At 67.4% G+C, this 13,365-nt stretch carries 14 protein-coding genes; 7 read left to right on the plus strand and 7 right to left on the minus strand.

Annotated elements, in window-relative coordinates; all coding sequences use genetic code 11:
- On the plus strand, window positions 1–93 hold a 93-nt coding region (locus tag ACIQ67_RS11930; RefSeq protein ID WP_397534617.1), incomplete at its 5' end, for an IS3 family transposase.
- A 26-nt stretch (window positions 94–119) separates the two neighbouring features.
- Here ACIQ67_RS11930 and ACIQ67_RS11935 read toward each other — a convergent pair.
- The 3 genes from ACIQ67_RS11935 to ACIQ67_RS11945 form a co-directional block, all read right to left on the minus strand.
- Window positions 120–308 (minus strand): NUDIX domain-containing protein, encoded by a 189-nt coding sequence (locus tag ACIQ67_RS11935; protein ID WP_397534587.1) that lies wholly within the window; start codon window positions 306–308, stop codon window positions 120–122.
- A gap of 184 nt (window positions 309–492) precedes the next feature.
- On the minus strand, window positions 493–888 hold the full coding sequence (locus ACIQ67_RS11940; RefSeq protein WP_397534588.1) for a hypothetical protein: 396 nt from the start codon (window positions 886–888) through the stop codon (window positions 493–495).
- A 101-nt stretch (window positions 889–989) separates the two neighbouring features.
- Window positions 990–1,277, minus strand: coding sequence for a DUF2695 domain-containing protein (locus tag ACIQ67_RS11945; RefSeq protein WP_397534589.1), 288 nt, complete (start codon window positions 1,275–1,277; stop codon window positions 990–992).
- Window positions 1,278–1,580: 303 nt separating this feature from the next.
- On the opposite strand from ACIQ67_RS11945, the gene ACIQ67_RS11950 reads away from it, so the two are divergent.
- On the plus strand, window positions 1,581–1,823 hold the full coding sequence (locus ACIQ67_RS11950; protein WP_397534590.1) for a DUF3820 family protein: 243 nt from the start codon (window positions 1,581–1,583) through the stop codon (window positions 1,821–1,823).
- On the opposite strand, the gene ACIQ67_RS11955 is transcribed toward ACIQ67_RS11950, so the two are convergent.
- A complete protein-coding gene (locus ACIQ67_RS11955; protein ID WP_397534591.1) occupies window positions 1,799–2,443 on the minus strand; it encodes an exopolysaccharide biosynthesis protein in 645 nt (214 codons plus the stop codon). The genes ACIQ67_RS11950 and ACIQ67_RS11955 overlap by 25 nt on opposite strands.
- Before the next feature lie 322 nt (window positions 2,444–2,765).
- On the opposite strand from ACIQ67_RS11955, the gene ACIQ67_RS11960 reads away from it, so the two are divergent.
- From ACIQ67_RS11960 to ACIQ67_RS11980, 5 genes are all read left to right on the plus strand, one after another.
- Entirely contained in the window at window positions 2,766–3,611 is an 846-nt protein-coding gene (locus ACIQ67_RS11960; RefSeq protein WP_397534592.1) for a TRAP transporter TatT component family protein, read from the plus strand.
- A 57-nt stretch (window positions 3,612–3,668) separates the two neighbouring features.
- A complete protein-coding gene (dctP, locus tag ACIQ67_RS11965; protein ID WP_397534593.1) occupies window positions 3,669–4,694 on the plus strand; it encodes a TRAP transporter substrate-binding protein DctP in 1,026 nt (341 codons plus the stop codon).
- A gap of 6 nt (window positions 4,695–4,700) precedes the next feature.
- Window positions 4,701–6,560, plus strand: coding sequence for a TRAP transporter large permease subunit (locus tag ACIQ67_RS11970; protein ID WP_397534594.1), 1,860 nt, complete (start codon window positions 4,701–4,703; stop codon window positions 6,558–6,560).
- 87 nt (window positions 6,561–6,647) lie between these two features.
- Window positions 6,648–9,380 (plus strand): cation-translocating P-type ATPase, encoded by a 2,733-nt coding sequence (locus ACIQ67_RS11975; RefSeq protein ID WP_397534595.1) that lies wholly within the window; start codon window positions 6,648–6,650, stop codon window positions 9,378–9,380.
- 88 nt (window positions 9,381–9,468) lie between these two features.
- Window positions 9,469–9,726, plus strand: a complete 258-nt coding sequence (locus ACIQ67_RS11980; protein WP_397534596.1) for a DUF3297 family protein — start codon at window positions 9,469–9,471, stop codon at window positions 9,724–9,726.
- Window positions 9,727–9,786: 60 nt separating this feature from the next.
- Here ACIQ67_RS11980 and ACIQ67_RS11985 read toward each other — a convergent pair whose 3' ends face one another.
- The 3 genes from ACIQ67_RS11985 to ACIQ67_RS11995 all read right to left on the minus strand — a co-directional run bounded on the left by ACIQ67_RS11985 (window position 9,787) and on the right by ACIQ67_RS11995 (window position 13,192).
- Complete coding sequence (locus ACIQ67_RS11985) at window positions 9,787–10,683, minus strand: acyltransferase (RefSeq protein WP_397534618.1); 897 nt, start codon at window positions 10,681–10,683, stop codon at window positions 9,787–9,789.
- Between the two features lie 167 nt (window positions 10,684–10,850).
- Window positions 10,851–11,138 (minus strand): hypothetical protein, encoded by a 288-nt coding sequence (locus ACIQ67_RS11990; RefSeq protein ID WP_397534597.1) that lies wholly within the window; start codon window positions 11,136–11,138, stop codon window positions 10,851–10,853.
- Window positions 11,139–11,185: 47 nt separating this feature from the next.
- Entirely contained in the window at window positions 11,186–13,192 is a 2,007-nt protein-coding gene (locus ACIQ67_RS11995) for an SDR family oxidoreductase (protein WP_397534598.1), read from the minus strand.
- Window positions 13,193–13,365: the final 173 nt, after the last annotated feature.

Below are 13,365 nucleotides of genomic sequence, written 5' to 3' on the forward strand. Positions count from 1 at the left end.
GGCTATATCCGCTACTACAACCAGGACCGAATACGGCTGAAATTGAACGGACTGAGCCCCATCGAATATCGTCAACGCGTTGCCACGAACTAGCCCACCACCCGTCCAACTTCACGGGGTCAGTTCAAAGCGCCCTCGATGCCTGACTCCTCGGCAAGCTCTCTGATGGCCGCCTCGTTGACTGACTCACCAGGCTCCACTGTTCCCTTCACAAGCTGCACGCCAGCCAGCGGGTGGATGAACAGCAGCACCTCCGCGCCCGATGGGCCTTGCCGCAGGACGATGGGAACTGCCTTCGGGGTTCTCATGGGCGTGCAGCTAACCAAGCGACTTCTTTGCGCGGACTAACCGTTCGACCTACGCGGCTCAATGCGGCGGGATGGGTTGGCCCTGGCTGGGAAAAAGTATCGCGCACCCCAGGCCGGGCCAAGACAGCCCGCCGTTGGGGGGCGGTGGTTAAGCGAGTTGGTAGGCCTCACCGGCGACTGGTGCTCAATTGGCAACTTCCCACTTGCCACCAAACTGGGTGCACAGGTTGCGAACGACCTCAAGGTCCTGCTGGTTCTTGCCTAGGCCATAGTGAAAAGTGTTGGCCGCGCCGCCGGCGGCCGGCGGCTTGTATCCCATACAGCGAAAGTCAACGGGCTCCACTATGACGACGCCTTTGTGGAACTTCTTGGCTGTGGCCGGACAAGACGCAGCAGTGCGAATCTCGTCTTCCTTGATGCGAGACTTGCACAGTCTGTCGGGGTCAGGAATGGACACGTTTTGCGTGCAGCTATGTCTCATGAGCTTCTCGCCGCCGTGCTCCCACTCGGACCAGCAGGCCTGGGCGAATATGTTGGTGCCGAATGGCAAGAGTACGAAAAACAGTAGGAGTGTTCTCATAGTCGAGGGGGAAGATGGTTATTTGGCGACGACTAACTTTCAAGATCAGCGGGCGACAAAGCCGTCCGCTGCAGAAAAAAGGTTGGACGGCAAGTCGATGGTCATCGGTTCTGCTCCCAGTGATCCGCAACGTTTGCCACGACCTCGCAATCGCAGAGGCCGCCCTGGCCCTTAAGCCAATCGAGCACTGAAGAAGCGGACTGCCCATGCTCTCCGATCCACCGCTCAGTGAACCGCAAGGTGTGATCGCACCCTGAATCTCCTACCCGCGCCCCCACTGTATTGAACAGCGACTCCAACAATGTGTCGGGCATCGGGAATGCTGCACTTGCGAGCCGATTCTGCTCCAGCTTCCATTCCCTCTTGAGCTGTTTGTCGTTCGAGTTCATCAGACTCTGCACCGTGCCATTCAAAGCAATTTAGGGCGACAGACGCTGCTGCATAACCTTGGCGCGTGCTGTACAACATCTGGCGCCCTGACGCCCCCAAGCCCTTGTCACAATTGACTACCCTCCCCAGCCCTGCCGGATAAAACCGCACCATTTCTCGGGCAAAACCGGCAGCTTGTTGCAACGACCACTGGCGCACGGCGGGGTTCCATGCCCCGGCTTGATGGCCTGAGTATGTCATCAGTCCATACGTTAGTGCCAGCCCGGCACCCCCGGCCCGCGGCTGCGCTACCCTCTCCCCCCATGAACGCGCCCGACCTGCAGAAACTCGTCACCACCCCCATGCCTTTTGGCAAGCACAAGGGCGTGCTGCTGGCGGATCTGCCAGGCAATTACCTAAACTGGTTTGCGCGCGAGGGGTTCCCCAAGAGCGAGATCGGGCGGCTGCTAGCGCTGATGCATGAGATCGACCACAACGGCTTGGGCGATCTGCTGCGGCCGCTCAGAGCGCTTGGTGATCGTCAGCGGGCCGAGAGGCCCAGGTAGTTCAACACTGGCGCCAGCCCCCAGGCCCATACGGCCAGGCCCAGTGCCGCGGTGTAGACCCAGGCCAGCAGGCCGGCGGCTAGCGCGCCAGCCATCAACAACCGGTCATGCAGGGCCAGCGCCAGGCCCAGCAGTGCCAGGCTCAGCGCCGGCAGCACATTGCCCAGCGGCAGCGGCAGAAAGATCAGCCCGCCCATCAGCGCCACATGGGCGGCCAGCCAGGGGCGCGGCCCCGGCTGCTGTGCTGGCTGCGGCGCGGCGCCCTGTGGCCGGCGGCGCCCGCTGCGCGTGATGCGCTCGGCCAGCGCATAGAGCCCGGCCATCAGCAGCAGCGCACGACGCGCCCAACGGGCCGGCATCTGAAAGCCGGCCACGCCGGCAGGCAAGGCAGCGATGGGCTGGCCGCGCCACATCGGCAGGGCCAGCATCATCAGCGCCAGGCCCATCACATTGCCCACGCCGGGCACAGGCAGCACGCAGGGCGCGGCCAGCAGCACCAGCAGCGAGCCCAGCGCGGCAGGGCCTTGCAGCGCCGCCAGCTGCGCCAGCGTCACCGGCCCGGCGCCCAGGCCCGCAGCGGCCTGACGCAGGCGCTGGCACGGCGGCACAAGTTCAGGCAAGGGGCTGCACGGGCAATGGCAAGGGCGGCTGCTGTCGCTGATCAAGCGGACCTCGTTCGGTGTGGGGGGCTGGGTGCTGTGGCGCTGTGGCGCTGTGATCTGCCGCCAAGTATGGGCAGTGCAGATGACAAACCGACACACCCCACCAATTGCGACAAGGCTGTGACAGCCGATGGAGGCGTGTGTGACAGCTTCACGGATCTTTCATCAAGCCTGCCTAGACTGCCCGCTGCGCTTGTAGAAGCCCTGCCCGCTCTGCCTCTTTCATCGCCCCGCCCGCATGATGGCTCCCTCTCGACTCCCCACCCTGTTGCTGCTGCTCATGGCATGCCTGCTCAGCGCCTGCTCGCCGCGGCTGATGCTGGTGCGCAGCGTGGCGGATGAGCTGGCCAGCCAGGGCCAGGCCGAAGAGGAAGACCTGCTGCTGGCGCGCGAGGCCAGCGCCTTCTATCTGAAGTTATCGGAATCGCTGCTGCGCCAGACGCCGGGGCATCTGGCGCTGGCCGAATCGGTTGCGGGCGGTTTCACGCAATATGGCTATGCCTTTGTGGCCTTCGAAGCCGACCGCCTGGAGAGCCGCGATGCGCGCGCCGCGCAAGCGCTGCGCCAGCGTGCCGCGCGCCTGTATCTGCGCGCCCACCGGCACGCGATGGCGGCGTTGGAGCAGCACCACCGCGGCGCTTTCCTGCAGCGCTTGCAGCAGTCATCGGCTGGGCAGCCGCTGCCGCCCTTGCCGGCTGAACAGGTGGGCGTGGCCTATTGGGCGGCGGCTTCGTGGGCTGCCTACATCTCGCTATCGAAAGACAAGCCCGAAGCCGTGGCCGATCTGCCGCTGGCGCTGCGCCTGGCCGAGCTGGCCTGGGCCACGCAGCCCGCGCATGGCGAGGGTGCTCTGGCCGGGCTGCTGGCCACGCTGGAGGCCTCGCGCCCCGGCGGCAAAGCGCGACGAGCCGAGACTTTGTTCGATCAGGCGATTGCCGCTGGCAGCGGGCGCAATGCCGGCGCACTGGTAGGCAAGGCCGAGACGCTGGCCCTGCCCGCCGGTGATCGCGCTGCGTTCGAGGCGCTGCTGCGCCAGGCGCTGGCCGTGCCGGGGCAGAGCCTGGGCAACCAGGTGATGCGCCAGCGCGCGCAATGGCTACTCGACAGCGCGGACGATCTGTTCTGAGGCCGCGCTCGGCCCCTTCTCTTGTTCCACATCCCTCTCACGCCCCGCAGGCCCACGATGACACACCTCCACCGCCGCCACGCCGCCGCCTTGATGCTGATGGCCTTGATGTCAGCCACCGGCAGTGCCTGGGCGCAGGCGCCGGTGCAGCTGCGCATCGGCAGCCTGGTGCCCAAGAACTCGCAATACCACCAGCAGCTGATGGAGATGGGCGAGAGCTGGCGCGCCGCGCAGGGCGGCAATGCGCGCTTCGTGGCATTCACCGACGGCAGCCAGGGCGGCGAGGCCGAGCTGGCGCGGCGCATGCGAATCGGCCAGTTGCAGGGCGCGTTGATGTCGGTGGTGGGGCTGCGCGAGATCGAGCCCACGGTGGCTGCGCTGCAGAACCTGCCGCTGCTGTTCCGCAACTGGGACGAAGTGGACCATGTGCGCGAAAAGATGCGTCCGGCCATGGAGAAGCGCTTTCTGGAACGCGGCTTCGTGGTGGTGGCCTGGGGCGATGCCGGCTGGGTGCGCTTCTTCTCCAAGGAGCCGGCGCTGCGGCCGGATGACTTCAAGCGCATGAAGTTCTTCGCCTGGGGCTCGGAGCCCGAGCAGCAGGCCATCATGAAGAGCCTGGGCTACACGCCGGTGCCGCTGGAGACGGCCGACATCCTGCCCGCGATGCAGACCGGCATGATCAATGTGGTGCCTTCTACGCCCTACTTCGCGCTGGCCAGCCAGGTCTACGACACCGCCAAGAACATGCTGGACATCAACTGGGCGCCGATCGTCGGCGCACTGGTGGTCACCAAGAAGGCTTGGGACGCGATGTCACCCGCCGCTCAGCAGGCGCTGAAGAGCGGCGGCGAGAAGGCCGGCGTGGTGATGCGACAGCAGGCCCGCAAGGAAGTGGACGAGGCGGTGGAGGCGATGAAGAAGCGCGGCCTCAAGGTGAACAAGCCCTCGGCCGAGCAGATGCGCGAATGGAATGAGCTGGCCGAGCGCCTGTACCCGCGCATCCGCGGCAGCATGGTGCCGGCCGATACTTTTGACGAAGTCTTCATGCATCTGAAGGCCTACCGCGCCAGCAAGGGGCAGTGAGTGAGCATGGCTGAACAAGCCGCGATGCCTGCAGCCGGCGGGCCGGCCCGCTGGCTGGCTCGCTTCGACGAAGGCTTCGCCTCGGTGGCGCTGGCGCTGATGGTGCTGCTGCCACTGGCCGAGATCGCGCTGCGCCCGCTGATGGGCCGCGGCATCGAGAACGCTTCGGTGTTGGTGCAGCACCTGGGCCTGCTGCTGGCGATGTTCGGCGCGGTGGCGGCCGAGCGCCATGGCCATCTCAGCACGCTGGGCAGCAGCCTGGGCCAGCTGGGCAGCGAACGCAGCCGGGCCTGGGTGCAGGCCTTCGCCAAGGGCAGCGCCGCGCTGCTGTGCGGCATGCTGGCGCTGGCCAGCTGGCGCTTTGTGGCCAGCGAGATCGAAGGTGCGCAGACACTGGCCTACGGCCTGCCGGTTTGGTGGGTGCAGGCCGGCATGCCGCTGGGCTTTGCGCTGCTGGGCTTCAAGCTGGGCCTGCGCTGCGGGCCGGGGCTGCTGACACGCCTCGCGCTGGGCCTGACGCTGCCGCTGAGCGGCTGGCTGCTGGCCGCCGCGGGCGATGGCCAGGGCGGCCTGCTGTGGCCGGCGCTGGCACTGCTGCTGCTGGCACTGCTGGCCGGCGCTCCAGTGTTTGCGGTGCTGGGCGGGCTGGCGCTGGCGCTGTTCTGGAGCGACGGGCTGCCGCTGGCCTCGATCGCGCTGTCGCACTACCAGATCACCGTCAACCCTTCGCTGCCGGCGCTGCCGCTGTTCACGCTGGCCGGCCTGGTGATGGCACGCACCGGCGCGGCGCAGCGGCTGGGCACGCTGTTCGTGGCGCTGTTCGGCGGCGGTGCGCGCGGCACGGTGCTGGCGGCAGCGGTGCTGTGCTCGGCCTTCACCGCCTTCACCGGCGGCAGCGGCGTGACGATTCTGGCGCTGGGCGGCTTGCTGCTGCCGCTGCTGCGCAATGCCGGCTATCCCGAGCAGCGCGGCATCGGCCTGGTGACCAGCGCCAGCGCCTTGGGCGTGCTGCTGGCGCCTTCGGTGCCGCTGATCATGTATGCGGTGATCGCCCGTGTGCCCATCATGGACATGTTCCTGGCCGGCCTGGTGCCGGCCCTGGTGATGGTGGCCTGCCTGCTGCTGTTTGGCGGCTTTCTGCGAGGCAGCGGCGCTGCGGGCAAGGGCCCCGCACCCAGCCGACCGAACGCGCGCCAGGCGCTGGCGGCGGCCTGGGTCGCCAAGTGGGAACTGCTGGCGCCGGTGGTGGCCATCGGCTCGCTGGCCAGCGGCCTGGCCACACCCACCGAGAGCGCCGCGCTGACGGCCGCCTATGCACTGCTGACCCAGGCGCTGGCGCACCGCGAGCTGGGCTGGCGCCTGCTCGCGCGTTGCCTGTCCGAATGCGCGCAGCTGATCGGCGGCGTGATGCTGATCCTGGGTATGGCGCTGGCGCTGACCAACTTCCTGGTGGATGCGGGCATTCCGGACCTGGCGGTGGAATGGGTGCAGGGCGCAATCCCCAACAAATACCTGTTCCTGCTGGCGCTGTGCGTGTGCCTGTTCGTGGCGGCGGCGCTGATGGAGATCTTTGCCGCACTCGCGGTGCTGGTGCCGCTGCTGCTGCCGCTGGCGCTCGCCTACGGCATCGACCCGGTTCACTTCGGCATCATCTTCCTGGCCGCGATGGAGGTGGGCTTTCTGTGCCCGCCGGCCGGCATGAACATCTACTTTGCCGCAGCGATGTTCGGCAAGACCATCCGCTATGTGGCCCGCGCGGTGCTGCCGGCCATGCTGGCGATCTTCGTCGGCACACTGCTGATCGCGCTGCTGCCGGGCCTGAGCACCGGGCTGGTGACGCTGCTGGGCTCGGCGAGGGGGGGCTGACGCTCAGGCCCTGCGCTTGCTCAAAGCCGGCTGCGATGGCCTACGACATGATGGGCGCTGATGCGAAGCAAACCATCGGGACTGCAAATGATCGAAGCAAGGGGCGCCAGTGCCGCAGCTCCGCACTGGCACGCACTGAGCGCCGAAGCCGCGCTGCGCCAGACCGGCAGCGATGCGGCCCTGGGTCTTGATGCAGCCGGCATTGCCGTCGGGCGTGCCACACAGGGTTGGAACACCTTGCCGGAGGCGGCGCCGCGTCCCCTGTGGCGCACCGTGGCGCAGCAGTTCAAGAGCCCGCTGATCTACATCCTCTTCGTGGCTGCCGGCATGGCGGTGGCGCTGGGCCATCAGGGCGATGCTCTGGTGATCCTGGCGGTGGTGCTGGTGAATGCAGCCGTCGGCAGCTTTCAGGAAGGCCGGGCCGAGCGCTCTATGGCCGCGCTGCGGCGCCTTGCGGCCTTGCGCGTGCGCGTTCTGCGCGAGGGCAGCGAGCAGCAGATCGAGGCGCGCGAACTGGTACCGGGCGACATCCTGCTGCTGGCCGCGGGCGATGCTGTGGGCGCCGATGCGCGGCTGGTCGAGGCCGCGCAGCTGCAGGTGGCCGAGGCGGCGCTGACCGGCGAATCCGTGCCGGTGTCCAAGTCCGTGCAGGCGGTGCCCGAGTCCGCCACGCTGGCCGACCGGCACTGCATGGTCTATTCCGGCACGCACATCACCGCGGGCCGCGCGCGGGCCGTGGTCTGCGCCATCGGCGCGCACACCCAGGTGGGCCGCATCGCCGGGCTGACGGAGGGCGCGCAGGAACCGAAGACGCCGCTGGAGCAGCGCATCGAGCGCTTCGGCCGCGCGCTGGTGGTGGCGGCGCTGGGCCTGTTCGTGGGGGTGCTGCTGCTGGGCCTGTGGCGCGAGCTGCCGCTGAGCGCGGTGCTGATGGTGGCGATCAGCCAGATGGTGTCGATGGTGCCCGAGGGCCTGCCGGTGGCGATGACGATTGCGCTGGCGGTGGGCATGCAGCGCATGGCGGGGCGCGGTGCCATCATCCGCCGGCTCTCCGCCGTCGAGACGCTGGGGTCCACCACGGTGATCTGCACCGACAAGACCGGCACCCTGACCCGCAACGAGATGACGGTGGTGGCGCTGTGGCTGCCCGACGGCACCACGCTGGCGGTGTCGGGCATCGGCTATGCGCCGAGCGGCAGCTTCACGGACGCTTCGGCCGCGCGAATCGACGCCGCAGGGCATGCGCTGCTGCAGCCGCTGCTGCAGGCTGCGCTGCTATGCAATGACGCCGAGCTGCTGCCGCCCGAGGACGATGAGCGCGGCAGCTGGACGGTGCTGGGTGACCCGACCGAAGGCGCGCTGCTGGTGCTGGCCGCCAAGGCCGGGCTGGACGTCGCGGCGCAACGCCAGGCCGCGCCGCGCGAAGCCGAGCTGCCTTTCGACTCCGACACCAAGCTGATGGCCACGCGGCACCGGCTGGACGGTGCGCCACGCCGCGTGCTGATCAAGGGCGCGCCCGAGGCGGTGCTGCGCCTGTGCACGGGCAACGCGCCCGAGCTGCTGCTGCAGGCGCGCGAGCAGGCTGAGCAGCTGGCCGGCCGCGCGCTGCGCGTGCTGGCCTTTGCTACCGTGGACGATGCCGCGCTGGACGCCGAGGCGGGCTTCGATGCGCTGGTGGGCCACACCCGGCTGCTGGGCCTGGTGGGGCAGATCGACCCGCCGCGCGAAGAGGTGCGCTCCGCGGTCGCAGACTGCCGCGCCGCCGGCATCCGCCCGGTGATGGTGACCGGCGACCACAAGGCCACCGGCCTGGCGATCGCGCGCGAGCTCGGCATCGCCGGCGACGGCGACGAGGCGGTGGACGGTGTGGAGCTGGAGCGAATGGGCGAGGCCGAGCTGCATGAGCGGCTGCCGCGCATCGCGGTGTTCGCGCGGGTGCAGCCGGCGCAAAAGCTGCGCATCGTCGAGGCGCTGCAGGCGCGTGGCGAGGTGGTGGCTATGACCGGCGACGGTGTCAACGACGCGCCCGCACTGGCGCGCGCCGATGTGGGCGTGGCCATGGGCATCACCGGCACCGAGGTGGCCAAGAGCGCGGCCAAGATCGTCATTACCGACGACAACTTCGCCACCATCGTCGGCGCTGTGCTGGAAGGCCGGGTGGTCTACGCCAATCTGAAGAAGGTGATCCTCTACCTGTTCGCCACCTCGATGGCCGCTCTGCTGGTGCTACTGCTGGCGCTGATGGCCGGCTTCCCGCTGCCGCTGGCGGCGGTGCAGATTCTGTGGATCAATATCGTCACCGAAGGCACGGTGACGGTGAACCTGGTGATGGATCCACCGAGCGGCGACGAAATGCGCCAGCGCCCGGTGGCGCGTGACGACCGCCTGCTCGGCGCCAGCCTGCTGAAGCGGGTGGCGCTGATGACTCCGATGATCGCGGGCATCAGCTTCGGCTGGTTCGCCTGGCGCATCGCCCAAGGCGCCGACGTGGCCTTGGTGCAGACCGAGACCTTCACCTTGCTGGCGATGTGCGCCTGGTTCAATGTGCTGAACTGCCAGTCGGCCACACGCTCGGCGCTGCAGCTGGGCCTGCTAAAGAACCCCTGGTTGCTGGGCGGGCTGAGCTTGAGCGTGGTGCTGCAGGGGCTGGTGGTCTATGCGCCACCGATGAATGCGCTGTTCCACACCGTGCCGCTGGAGCCGGCGGCGCTGCTGCCGCTGGCCGCGGCGGCCAGTCTGGTGCTGTGGGCCGAGGAGCTACGCAAGCTCTGGGTGCGCCGCGCCGCGCGCCAAGGCAAGGCCACGATGCACTTTGTCTGATCGTTGATTCACGGCGTTTGGAGACCGAGGTGCTTGCATCGCGGACAATGGCCGCCTGTTTACGAACCCGAATTCCCCACATCCGACCATGAGCCAAATCCCCCTGCCCGACCACCTGTCCGTCGACCCGCGCAGCCCGCACTTCAACAAGGCCATCATGGAGCAGCAGGCCGAGATCGGCATCCGCTTCAACGGCAAGGAGCGCAAGGACGTCGAGGAATACTGCATCAGCGAAGGCTGGATCAAGGTGCCGGCCGGCAAGGCGGTGGACCGCCGCGGCCAGCCGCTGACGATCAAGCTGAAGGGCACGGTCGAGGCCTATTACGTCGCTGCACCGGCGGCCTGATCGCCTGAGCGGGCCTGCGCAGCGCGCGGCGCTGGCCCCGCCTGCAGAAGACCGCTTCGCTCAGGAGCTGCCGGGCATGCCGGCTTCCCGACGCAGCTGTTCGATCAGCTCGTCCTTCTCGCGCCATTGCGCTTCGATCCAGCGGCCGGTCTGCACCAGCAGCGCGCGGTCCTGCTGCGGGTCGCGCCCGACCAGTTCCGCCGGGATGGGCCGCTGCTGCACCCGCACGATCACCCGCCCCACGTCGCCGCACAGCAGGTGCCAGAAGGTAGGCCGGCCGTCGGGATAGACCAGGGTCACGTCGAGCAGGGCCTCGAACTGTTCACCCATCGTGGCAAGCGCCACGCACAAGGCGCCGATCTTGGGCTTAAGCAGGTGGCGGTAGGGGCTGTTCTGCTTGGCGTGCTTGGCTTCGGTATAGCGCGTGCCTTCGACGAAGTTGATCACCGTGGTGGGCAACTTCTTGAACTTCTCGCAGGCCTGGCGCGTGGTGGCCATATCGGCCGCCTTCGAGCCCTGGCTGCGGCCGCGCTTCATGAAGGGAAAGTCCAGCGCCCACCAGGCCAGGCCGATCACCGGCACCCAGATCAGCTCCTGCTTGAGGAAGAACTTCAGGAAGGGGATGCGGCCGTGGAAGACGCGCTGTAGCACTAGGATGTCGACCCAGCTCTGGTGATTGGGCGAGACGAGGTACCAGCCGCGCTGGTGCAGATCGTCCACGCCCTTCACATCCCAGGGCGCGGCGCCGACCGCCACGATCCAGCCGTTGTTGACCGCCACCCAGCCGGAGGCGATGCCGCTGAGCACGCGGGTGCAGAGCTTGCGCACGCCCTCGATGGGCAGCAGCAGCTTGATCAGCGCCGGCACGATCATCAGCGACACACCGATCACGGTGTTCAGCCCCAGCAGGACGGCAGCAAGCGCACCGCGCAACGGAGCAGGTAGGAATCTCAGCATCAGCAAGGGCCCAGGAGGAATGGAACAGGTGCGCCATCATGCCGCAGTCCAGGCACCACTCCCTTGACGCCGGGCAGGCGCGGACGCCATCCGCACGCTGCAGGCTGACGAGCCGCCTCTGCTGCGGCCACTTCACCCGCCCTTTGCTGTGGGCCGGCTCCAGCCGCTCAGGCCTTCTTGCCGAGCCAGGCCTCGGCCGCCTCGGTCATCAGGCCGTGGATGCCGCCTGCATGCGCCACGGCACGTTCGCGCAGACGCGCCACCAGATCGGCAGGCAAACGGCAGGCCAGCGGCACCAGCTTGGGCGCGGCCTCCTTCTTGCTGGCTTTGCGCTCTTCCTGGGCGGCCGCAACAGCGGCGCCCTGCGCAAAGCGCTGCGGCGGCAGGCTGGACTTCAGCCGGCCGTCCAGCTTCTTGGCGAGCTTCTTCTCGAGGTCGGTACGTTTCATGCTCATGGCTGGCCTCGAATGAATTGATCAGCCCGCATTGTCCCGCAGCCCCCTCAGAAGTGGATGCCCCGCATCATCTGCTGCAGCGCGATGGCCTCGGGCGAGAGCTGCGGCTTGCCACCGCCCTTGCCCGATGCGTCGCCCTTTGCCGCGTCACTGTCAGGGAACATGCGGAAGCTGGTGTTCATCACGATCTGCGCCACGCGCGGCATCAGTGCATGCATCAGCTCGCCGGTCACGCCCAGGCGGGTGGCGATGCGCACCGGCTTGCCGATGCATGCCTGTGCCACCATGTCGGCGGCCTCCTCGGGCGCCAGCGTCGGCACGTTGTTGTAGATCTTGGTGGGCGCGATCATCGGCGTGCGCACCAGCGGCATGTTGATGGTGGTGAAGGTGATGCCCAGATCGGCGTACTCGCTGGAGGCGCAGCGGGTCCAGGCGTCCAGCGCGGCCTTGCTGGCCACATAGGCCGAGAAGCGCGGCGCATTGGTCAGCACGCCGATGCTGGAGATATTGACCACATGACCTTTCTTCTTGGCCACCATGCCGGGCAGCAGGCCCATGGTGACGCGCAGGCAGCCGAAGTAGTTCAGGTCCATCGTGCGCTGGTAGTCGTGGAAGCGGTCGTAGCTACTCTCGATGGCGCGGCGGATCGAGCGGCCGGCGTTGTTGATCAGGAAGTCGACGCTGCCGAAGTTCTCGTTGATCCAGGCCATCATCGCGGCGCAGCTGGCCTCGTCGGCAATGTCGGCCGCGAAGCTGTGCACCTGGGCCTTGGGGCCGGCGAACTCGCGAATCTCCTTCACCGCCTCCGCCAGCTTGGCCTCGTCGCGCGCGCAGATCAGCGTGATGGCGCCGGCCTCGGCAAACTTCTTGGCAGCGGCCAGGCCGATGCCGGACGAGCCGCCAGTGACCAGCACCACCTTGCCGCCCGTCGCGCCCTTCAGGCTGCGGTCGATGAAGAGGTCCGGGTCAAGGTGGCGCTCCCAGTAATCCCACAGGCGCCAGGCGTAGTCGTGCAAATTGGGGCAACTGATGCCCGAGCCTTTCAGCACCGCCTCGGTCTCGCGGCAGTCGAAACGGGTCGGGTAGTTAATGAAGGTGAGGATGTCCTCGGGCAGGCCCAGGTCCTTCATCACCGCGTGGCGGATGCGGCGCACCGGCGCCAGCGCCATCAGGCCTTTCTTGACGCTCTTCGGAATGAAGCCCAGCAGCGCCGCGTTGATGAACAGGTTCATCTTCGGCGCATGGCCGGCCTTGGAGAAGATGTCCAGCACATCGCCGACGCGGTAGCCCACCGGATCGACGATGTGGAAACAGCCGCCGCTCTTGCGGCTGTGGTGGCTGATGTGGTCAAGCACCGCCACCACATAGTCCACCGGCACGATGTTGACGCGCCCGCCCTCCAGGCCGACGGCTGGCATCCAAGGCGGCAGGATCTGACGCAGGCGCTGGATTGGCTTGAAGAAGTAGTAAGGGCCGTCCACCTTGTCCATCTCGCCGGTGTGCGAGTCGCCCACCACCATGGCCGGGCGGTAGACGGTCCAGGGCCGCTTGCACTCCTTGCGCACGATCTTCTCGCTCTCGTGCTTGGTCATGAAGTAGGGGTGGTCCAGCCCTTCCGCCTCGCTGAACATGTCTTCGCGGAACACGCCTTCGTAGAGGCCGGCTGCGGCGATGGACGAGACATGGTGCACATGCCCGACATCGATGGCCTGTGCAAACTCCACCATGGCGCGCGTGCCTTCGATATTGGTCTTGACCTGACTTTCCTCATCGGCCTTCAGGTCGTAGACGGCGGCCAGGTGGTAGAGGTGGTCGATCTGTCCCTTCAAGGCTTTGATCTGCTCGGGCGCTACGCCCAGCTTCTTGCTGGTGAGATCGCCCCACACCGGCACCGCGCGCGTCTTGCTGACGCCCCAGAAGTTCAGCAACTCGGGCAGCTTGTCGCGGCTCTCCTCGCGAAGCAGGAAGTAGACCGTGCTGCCGCGCCGCGCGAGCAGCTTCTTGACCAGACGCTTGCCGATGAAGCCAGTGGCTCCGGTGACGAAATACTGCATGCCTGTCTCCTGCGTTGCATGGACTTGTTGTGGCCCGATTCTTGACCAGGCGCAGCGGCACACTGCTGCGCACTTTCCCCAGGGCCGTGGTAGAGCCAGCACACTAGGAATCACTGCGCCTGAACGCCATAGTCAGGCCTATAGTGGAAACAGGCCCAAGCTGCGGCCACCTG

Source organism: Roseateles sp. (assembly GCF_044373315.1).
GTDB lineage: Bacteria > Pseudomonadota > Gammaproteobacteria > Burkholderiales > Burkholderiaceae_C > JACDQM01.

What these genes read in the sequence shown, in the direction of transcription:
- ACIQ67_RS11935 (WP_397534587.1), bottom strand. Translation starts at nt 308, where the DNA reads ATGAGAACCCCGAAGGCAGTTCCCATCGTCCTGCGGCAAGGCCCATCG.
- ACIQ67_RS11940 (WP_397534588.1), bottom strand. Translation starts at nt 888, where the DNA reads ATGAGAACACTCCTACTGTTTTTCGTACTCTTGCCATTCGGCACCAAC.
- ACIQ67_RS11945 (WP_397534589.1), bottom strand. Translation starts at nt 1,277, where the DNA reads ATGAACTCGAACGACAAACAGCTCAAGAGGGAATGGAAGCTGGAGCAG.
- ACIQ67_RS11950 (WP_397534590.1), top strand. Translation starts at nt 1,581, where the DNA reads ATGAACGCGCCCGACCTGCAGAAACTCGTCACCACCCCCATGCCTTTT.
- ACIQ67_RS11960 (WP_397534592.1), top strand. Translation starts at nt 2,766, where the DNA reads ATGGCATGCCTGCTCAGCGCCTGCTCGCCGCGGCTGATGCTGGTGCGC.
- dctP (WP_397534593.1), top strand. Translation starts at nt 3,669, where the DNA reads ATGACACACCTCCACCGCCGCCACGCCGCCGCCTTGATGCTGATGGCC.
- ACIQ67_RS11970 (WP_397534594.1), top strand. Translation starts at nt 4,701, where the DNA reads ATGGCTGAACAAGCCGCGATGCCTGCAGCCGGCGGGCCGGCCCGCTGG.
- ACIQ67_RS11975 (WP_397534595.1), top strand. Translation starts at nt 6,648, where the DNA reads ATGATCGAAGCAAGGGGCGCCAGTGCCGCAGCTCCGCACTGGCACGCA.
- ACIQ67_RS11980 (WP_397534596.1), top strand. Translation starts at nt 9,469, where the DNA reads ATGAGCCAAATCCCCCTGCCCGACCACCTGTCCGTCGACCCGCGCAGC.
- ACIQ67_RS11985 (WP_397534618.1), bottom strand. Translation starts at nt 10,683, where the DNA reads ATGCTGAGATTCCTACCTGCTCCGTTGCGCGGTGCGCTTGCTGCCGTC.
- ACIQ67_RS11990 (WP_397534597.1), bottom strand. Translation starts at nt 11,138, where the DNA reads ATGAGCATGAAACGTACCGACCTCGAGAAGAAGCTCGCCAAGAAGCTG.
- ACIQ67_RS11995 (WP_397534598.1), bottom strand. Translation starts at nt 13,192, where the DNA reads ATGCAGTATTTCGTCACCGGAGCCACTGGCTTCATCGGCAAGCGTCTG.